6 protein-coding genes are annotated in these 7,352 nt (G+C 67.4%); 2 read left to right on the forward strand and 4 right to left on the reverse strand.

All coding sequences use genetic code 11. The features are described from left to right. Nucleotides 1-595 precede the first annotated feature (595 nt). Nucleotides 596-883, reverse strand: coding sequence for a hypothetical protein (locus MJ797_RS27660; RefSeq protein ID WP_374582932.1), 288 nt, complete (start codon nucleotides 881-883; stop codon nucleotides 596-598). After that, a complete protein-coding gene (locus tag MJ797_RS24660) occupies nucleotides 847-3,393 on the reverse strand; it encodes a TIR domain-containing protein (RefSeq protein ID WP_239341784.1) in 2,547 nt (848 codons plus the stop codon). Before MJ797_RS24660 ends, MJ797_RS27660 begins: the two co-directional genes overlap by 37 nt. Before the next feature lie 149 nt (nucleotides 3,394-3,542). Between MJ797_RS24660 and MJ797_RS24665 the strand changes: the two genes are divergently transcribed. Beyond that, a complete protein-coding gene (locus MJ797_RS24665; protein WP_239341785.1) occupies nucleotides 3,543-3,899 on the forward strand; it encodes a hypothetical protein in 357 nt (118 codons plus the stop codon). 68 nt (nucleotides 3,900-3,967) lie between these two features. Here the strand turns inward: MJ797_RS24665 and MJ797_RS27665 are convergent, their stop codons facing one another. Beyond that, the gene (locus tag MJ797_RS27665; protein ID WP_374582934.1) at nucleotides 3,968-4,717 is read right to left on the reverse strand and encodes a hypothetical protein; all 750 of its coding nucleotides are present in this window, start codon (nucleotides 4,715-4,717) and stop codon (nucleotides 3,968-3,970) included. A gap of 332 nt (nucleotides 4,718-5,049) precedes the next feature. Between MJ797_RS27665 and MJ797_RS24675 the strand changes: the two genes are divergently transcribed. Beyond that, nucleotides 5,050-6,738, forward strand: a complete 1,689-nt coding sequence (locus tag MJ797_RS24675) for a hypothetical protein (RefSeq protein ID WP_239341788.1) — start codon at nucleotides 5,050-5,052, stop codon at nucleotides 6,736-6,738. 175 nt (nucleotides 6,739-6,913) lie between these two features. On the opposite strand, the gene MJ797_RS24680 is transcribed toward MJ797_RS24675, so the two are convergent. Then, the coding region (locus tag MJ797_RS24680; protein WP_239341791.1) for an aldo/keto reductase at nucleotides 6,914-7,352 on the reverse strand (439 nt) is incomplete at its 5' end.

Here is a 7,352-nt window from a genome sequence, read left to right on the forward strand (position 1 = left end):
GCCTACCTGACCTACTACAAGCAGCGCTACCTCACCGAGCACCACCTCGCCCGCTACGACCCCGCCAGCATCCCGGACCTCGGACTCGCCCCCGCACGACCGGGATGACCCGGAATCACCCACCTCTCAAAGAGACGCACCCCTGCTGGGATTCACCGAATACTGTGGGTGACAAACGTAATCGCCCGTTATCCGGAGAAACGATGGGTGCTGTGGGCTCATTCTGGGTGCGGACGCTGCGAACCTGGCCGACAGCGTCCGATACTCGCGGGCATCCGTAATTGCCGCAGCCTGCACGTTCGGGCATTCCCTGGTACGGACCGGCATGTTCCGGTAGGTATGCCAAGGTTCTTTTAATCTCTGGGTTCAGGGTTCGAGCCCCTGGCGGCCCACGCTTGATCATGGCTGTGACCTGTGGTGATTCCGTTTGTGTGATCCGCTATGGAAGATCGTTCAGGGTGTGCGGGCTCAACACGGGCTCAAACCGCACGATCGTGTTTGATCGGAGATCGTGCGGGCTCAAAACGTTGATCAATTTAGTAACGCTCCGTGTCTGCCTGCGGGTTGGCCGCACGTCGTCCTGGGAACCCTGCACTCAGGAGGAGCGGTGCACCGGGTTGCACGTATCCCGGTACCGTTCATCCGGTAGGTAGCGGGCCCATTCGTCCTTGCTCAGGCCGCGGCCAGCACGCTCGCAGGCGACCTGGACAGCGTGGTCCCGCAACCGTGTGAGAGCGGGCGTGTCCCATAGCCGTATCGTCTGGTCGTCGCTGGCGGAGGCCAGTAGCCCCCCTGGGCCAAACGCCACCCCAGACACCCAGCTGGTGTGGCCGGTCAACGGTCCACCTATGGGGTGGGGTGGGCTGGGTCGGATATGTCCCATAACCGCACCGTCCGATCGAGGCTGGCGGAGGCCAGCAGTCCCCTTGGCCCAAACGCCACCCCAGACACCGCGTCAGCGTGGCCGGTTAACGGTCCACCTATGGGGTGGGGGTGGGCTGGGTCGGATATGTCCCACAGCCGCACCGTCCGATCGAAGCTGGCGGAGGCCAGTAGCCCCCCTGGGCCAAACGCCACCCCATATACCCAGCTGGTATGGCCGGTCAACGGTTCACCCATGGGGTGGGGGTGGACTGGGTCGGATATGTCCCACAGCCGCACCGTCCGATCAAGGCTGGCGGAGGCCAGCAGTCCTCCCGGGCCAAAGGCCACCCCGTACACCCAGCCGGTGTGGCCGGTCAGGGGAGCGTGCAGGTAAGGGCTGTTGGCAAGGGTTTCTACGAGGTTCCCGTGGATCCGGTCGTGCTGGCTGGGGGATGCGATGCTGTCGGCGGCGATGCCCAGGCGCAGGGCGGTGGTCGGATCGTCAGTGCGGGTGTTGTCGGCAAGGGTGAGTAGCCGATCAACGACCGCGCTCCGGCGGCGTGCCTCAGCGGTGCGTCTCTGTAGGTAGGCGGTGATCCCGAAACTGGTGGTGATCAGCAGGAGGACCGTCAGGAGGGTGAAGGCGCTGGCGAGACGGCGTCGTGCGTGACGGCGGCTCGCGGTCAGGAACGCGTGGATAGCGGGGGTGAGTTCGTCGGGGTGGAGCGCGGTCAGCGTCGACGAGGCCAGAGCAAGGTTCCACAACCGGCTATGCGGACGGCCGCCGCGCTGCCAGTTGTTGGCGGCTGTCTCGGCGTGGCTGCGTTGCCGCAACCGGTCGCCCGCCCGTTCCATCGCATCGGCGAGAGGGTTCCACGTGGTCAGGAGCCGCTCATGGGTGACCTCCACAGTCACCGGCCCACCCGGGGTCGCGTCGACAGCGAGGAGTCGGCGTGCTACGAACGGTGTCCACTGGGCGCGGACCGGGTCGGGAAGCTCGTCGAGGGGGACTCGGCGGCGGGTGGGATGGCCATCGATATCCACAGTGATCAGACGGAGCAGGCCGGTCAGGACCTGGTCGTCGGTATGGCCGGTGACGATGGCTGCTTCCCCGAGCGCGGCGTCGGCGTGGTCGACAAGCGCGCCCCGAACCCCACCCGTCGCCGCGTACACGGCAGCGGACAGCATGGTCGTGCCCGCCGCGTGGGCCTGCGCATACAGTCTTTGCAGGGTGTACGCCAGCAGGGGCAGCGCCTGTCCGTCGCCGGTGTCAGCGACCATCCGGGCGACCAGTTCGTCGTCGACCGTCAGCCCTGCCAGCCGTGCCGGACCCGTGATCACCAGGCGGAGGAGGTCCCGGGACAGGGGGTGGAGGACCTCAGCCCGCACCCGTACCCCGGCTGGCGCTGCTGTTGCGATGAGCCGGTCGAGGTATTCCGACCGCACCGTCGCTACTACCCGCACCGGTCCGGCCGTCGCCGCCGCCACCACGGCAAAAAATCGCTCCTGGTCTGCCGTGCCGTTGCGGACCAGCAGCTCCTCAGCCTGATCGATCACCAGCAGCAACCGTCGCGCCGGCGGATCCAGCGCCCCTAACACCTCCGCGGCGATCTCCGCGACAGTCCCGGGTTCCGCGGCGAGCCGGCCCAGCAGCGCATCGGCGTCCCAGCCCAAACCCTGCTGTTGGCCAGCGGCGGCGAGCACCCTGGCCAGCGTGGCCAGTGGACGCCCGCCCGGGGTCATCGGCCGTAGCACCAGCCAGTCTGGATCGCTGGCCAGCCGCGGGGCGAGCCCGGCCGCGACCAGCGACGATTTACCACATCCTGAGGGGCCCACCACCACCAGCAAACCGGCTGATTCCCCCCTTGGGCTATCCAGCCGGTTTACCAGCAGCCGGGTGTCCTCGTCCCGGCCGTGGAACACCCGCGCCCGGCTGGCATCAAACGCGGCCAACCCCGGAAACGGCGACCGACCCGGCTGCCACACCGCCTCCCATCCCTCCGAGGGCCCGGGGAACCGTGGTGGCCGCCGCTCATCCTCGCCGGGCCGGCTGCCGGGAAACACCGGGGGATGCGAGGGTTTGGTGCGGTCGCCGGCTACCGCTGCCAGGAGCCGCTGCCGGGCGGTCTGCTGGTCGATGCCGAACAGATCGACCCCGATGAGGTGCCCCAACAGTCCTGGCCGGGGGCAGTCCTCCACCCGGACTGTCAGTAGTCTGCGTTGCGCACCCGAGGGATCGGTGTCCCAGGCTGCTTGCCATGCGGCTTCCCCGTAGGCCGACGTCAGGTAGGCGGCTGAGAGCACCGCCACCGTCCGCACCGCCCTTGCTGTCGCCTGATGTAGCTGCTGGATACGGTGCGAACCCGCACGGAAATCCCATGCTTGCAGCACCACCCGGTAGCTGGCGTTCTCCATCTGCCAGGCAATCCACTCCGCCCACGCCTGGTCGGCCTCCGCGTACGAGACAAAAAAGTCCAGCCCGCCGTCACTCGCACGCGCATCAACCGATGTGCCTGTCCCCGTCGCCACCCCCACAGATTTCCATATCGCGCAGTTCTGTACCTGTATTATCTCCCGATAACTCGCTTCCAAGGATCTTTTTCTCTCGCATGCGTTTTCGCCGACCAGAAAGAAGTCGATCTTGTTTGGGTGTATCATCCGCGTCAGCGCTCGGGTGTGTGCCTCTTAAGATCGAACAGGTCGTAGAGCTGCGGTGGGACCGGGCTTATGCGGGTGACCATGTGGCGGGTGCGGGGCTGGCCGCGTTCGCGCTGGTGGACCAGCATGGTCTCGCCGATCTCCTCCAGCTCGCCGAGCGGGGCAGGCATCGAGAGGGCTTGGCCTGCGCGTTCGGTCTCGCGGCATATCCGGTGGGCGACCGCGAGGGCGAGCAGGCAGGTGAACCGGTGGACCCGGATCGTGTGGGTGGTGATGTGGCGGATCGGGGCGACGGAGACGACGTGCAGGTCTGTGGCCTGGCGGAACCCGGCCTCACGGAGCGAGCAGCACGGCGCACATACATTCTGGTTCGGTAGCTGTATAGATCGTTTCCTTTTCTACCGGGAGTCGTCTTCCCCGCCCGCGAGCGTCACCAGCGCCGGCTCTACCAGCTGGGTCCCGCTTCCACCCCGGTGGCCTGTGCCTCGTCGAGTGCCCGGACCGCCAGCCGGAGCTGGGTGCGTAGCACCGAGACCTCCATCGTGCGCAGTACCGCCGGGTCGTCTCTCACCGGGAGCCAGGCTGGCCACGGGTGCGCCGCCACGACCTCCGCTGGCACTCCCAGCAGCGCGGCCAACGCCCGCTGGGACAGCTGGTCCGGCACGACTCCCTTGTGTTCCCAGCGCCAGATCTTCTGCCGCTCCGCCGCCATGTTCGCTACTCCCATCTGCCGGGCCTGCTGGGCAATCAGGCGTGCCAGCTGCTGGTAGGACCAGCCGTGCGCCGCCCGGACCCGGGCCAGGGGGTGCACTATCGGTTCCGCACCCCGAGCGGCCTGCCGCTCGGGGTGCGGCTGCTCCCGGCCGCCCGCCTCATGCTCGGTGGTAGCCGGTGCCCTGGTCATCGCCACGCTGGATGCCACGAGCCGCTCCAGCTCCCCGGCTACCGTGTGGAGCCGCTGCGTTAACATCATCCTGTGCTGCGGTTCCATCCTGGGCAGCTGGTCGGCTACCGCCGCCAAGGTCGCGCAGGCCGTGCGCCCTTGTGCCTGCGCTGCCCCGATGGCCAGCTCCACGCGCAGCGGGGACATCAGCCCCGTATCCGCCGAGGCTTCCCACGCTTCCAGCCCACCACCCACCACAGCCGTACGCTCTGTGGCCACCTGCGCCGGCCCGCTGACTCCCGGTGGGAACATTGCCGGTCTGTCCGCCTCCGATCCACCCGGCCGGGGCGGGCACGGTAGCACCGCGCGGCGTTCTACGCATCGATATTCCTCGGGCATAATCCCTCCGCCATAAATGATCCATCGCCGTATCGGTGGGCGTCCGAAACCGGGAGTGCATTCCTGGCGATCCGGTTTCGGACGCCCGTGCCACTGTGGCGGTCTGTGTCACGCCCCGGCAAAACGTCTCCCGTTTCGGCATCATGCGCTGTCCGTATGGCGGGTATCGCTATTACCCATCGTGATAGATACACTCCGAGACCACGGAAACCCCATCCCGTCGAGAAACCATCCGGGAGCGCCCCATGGACCATGCCACGCGCCGGTACTGCCGCTGCGGCACCCGTCTCGCCCGGGACAATACCGGCGGCCTGTGTGGTCCCTGTCAGCGCACAGCCCAGGATCGTATTCTGGGTGCCCCCGTGGTACCGGAGGCGTTCTGGGACACCGACCAGCTCCGCGACGCCTTTGATGCCTGGCATATGGGTCATGTCATTGCCGCCTACCGCGCTCATCCTTACCACGGCATACCGTTGAGTCAGGAAACCGTGGCCGGCTGGATGGACCTCACGCAGGCACAGCTCAGCCGTATCGAAGCTGGGCCGCCTCCCACCGATCTGGCCAGGCTCATGCGCTGGGCCGCGTGTCTGCGTATTCCGGACCAGCTGCTGTGGTTCAGGATGCCGGGTCCCCACCGGACGGCGCAGTGGCCGGCTGCTCTCACCGACACGCGTCAGCTGCCCGCCACCACAGGCGTCCCCGAGCCCACGGCGGCCAGCCAGCCCCCACACGGCCACGCGGTACGCGACCTACACTGGCCAGAGGATGTGATTGCCGCCTTACGGGGGGAATCCTGGAGCGAGCCATCAGCCTTTCCTGCCGACGGCCGGCCCGTGGCTGTCCCGCCAACGGAGTTGGCCCATGACGATTTTGTGGGTCTGTTCCACGCCTGGGCTACCACGGTGAGACGCCGTCAGTTCCTGCTGTCGATGGGACGAGCCGCAACAGCTGCGGCAACTATCCCCCTGGTAGCTGGTTCAACGACCGAACCCGACCGGCTGCTGGGTGCGCTGGGCACCCCGTCGCGGGTCGACGCTGCGATCATCGGGCATATCGAGGACGTCCTGCACCACGCCCAACGGCAGGATGATGCCCTGGGCCCGCAGGCCGTGCTCCGCACCGTCCTCGACCAGCGTCGTCTCGCCCGGCACCTTCTGGAGGGCTGTCCGCCCGACCTGCGCCCCCGGCTGCTGTCCGTCTACGCTGATCTGTGCCGGGCTACCGGCCAGTTCATCTTCGATCTCGGCCAGTTCAAGGCGGCCATGCCGCACCTCGAGAAAGCCCGGGCTGCGGCCCATGAGGCCCGCAACACCGAACTCGGCGCCTTCACGCTGTGCCAGATGGCTCATGCCGCGATCTGGCAGGGCCACCCACGCATGGCGGTGGACTACGCTTCGGCTGCCGTGGCCTGGGCGTGGCGTACCCCGGACCGGGCGCTACAAGCCAACACCGGGGACATGGCGGCCCGTGCCTATGCCGCCGCTGGGGAGTACGACGCCTGCATGGCGGAGCTTGACCGGGCCGCGGGCGCGCTGGCTCTGCGCGACGATCGCCCGTCGCTGAGCTACTGGTACGACGAGGCGTTCCTCGCCAGTATCCGCGGCCAGTGCCTGCTGCACGTGCAGCGTCCGGCGGAGGCACTGGCCATCATCGGGCCCTCGGTCGCCACCCTGGATCCGGCGCTGTCCGTGCGTAACCTCGCGATGACGATGGTTGACCTGGGCAGTGCCTACATCCAGCATGGTGAGATCGAGGAAGCGGCCCGCGCGCTGGGCCAGGCCAGCGAGCTGGCGGTTCGTAACCGGTCGGTCCGGCTTGCGATACGCCTCCGGGACGCACGGCAGCAGCTGGAGCCGTGGACGGACACCCCGGCCGTCAGGGAGCTGGACGAGACGATGGCTGTACTGCGGGTGGTGCAGGAAGAAGCGCTGTAGCGGCCGCGTCAGTCATAACGATCAGGAATGGACGCCCGCGACACCCATCGCGCGGCGTGGAGGACGTCATCTCTGTAGCGGCCCACACCTATGCCGTTGTCACATCATCAGCGCTGTCGGGTGATTCCGGTGTCCTGCGTATTGGGCTCGAACCGGGCTTCCGGTCAAACCCGGCCTACTCGTGTCCGCGTATTGGGTGCGGCCGGTAGGAGGCTTCGAGCCGATTGACATCGTCTTCGTCGAGTGCGATGTCGAGGGCGGCGACGGCGTCGTCGAGATGTTTGGTCTTCGTGGCTCCGATGATCGGCGCGGTGATGCCGGGTTTACCGAGCAGCCAGGCCAGGGCGACCTGGGCAGTTGGTAGAGCCCGCTTGTCGGCGACCGCGGTGAGAGCATCCACGGCGGCAAGATCGTCGAGGGTGTAGAGCTGGTGTGCGTACTCGTCGGTGGTGGAACGCAAGGTGGCGTGCGCGGTGTTGCGGGTTCGTGTCAGCAGTCCTCGGGCCAGCGGGCTCCAGGGGATGATGCCGATGCCGAGGTCCCGGCAGAGCGGGATCATCTCGCGTTCCTCCTCCCGGTAGAGGAGGTTGTAATGGTCCTGCATGCTGATGAAG

The organism is Protofrankia sp. CiP3 (assembly GCF_917627345.1).
Classification (GTDB): Bacteria; Actinomycetota; Actinomycetes; order Frankiales; family Frankiaceae; genus Protofrankia.

Bases quoted from the DNA above. Each gene is read 5' to 3' on its own strand.
- MJ797_RS24675 (WP_239341788.1), top strand. From the start codon at position 5,050: ATGGACCATGCCACGCGCCGGTACTGCCGCTGCGGCACCCGTCTCGCC.
- MJ797_RS27665 (WP_374582934.1), bottom strand. From the start codon at position 4,717: ATGTTCCCACCGGGAGTCAGCGGGCCGGCGCAGGTGGCCACAGAGCGT.
- MJ797_RS27660 (WP_374582932.1), bottom strand. From the start codon at position 883: ATGGGACATATCCGACCCAGCCCACCCCACCCCATAGGTGGACCGTTG.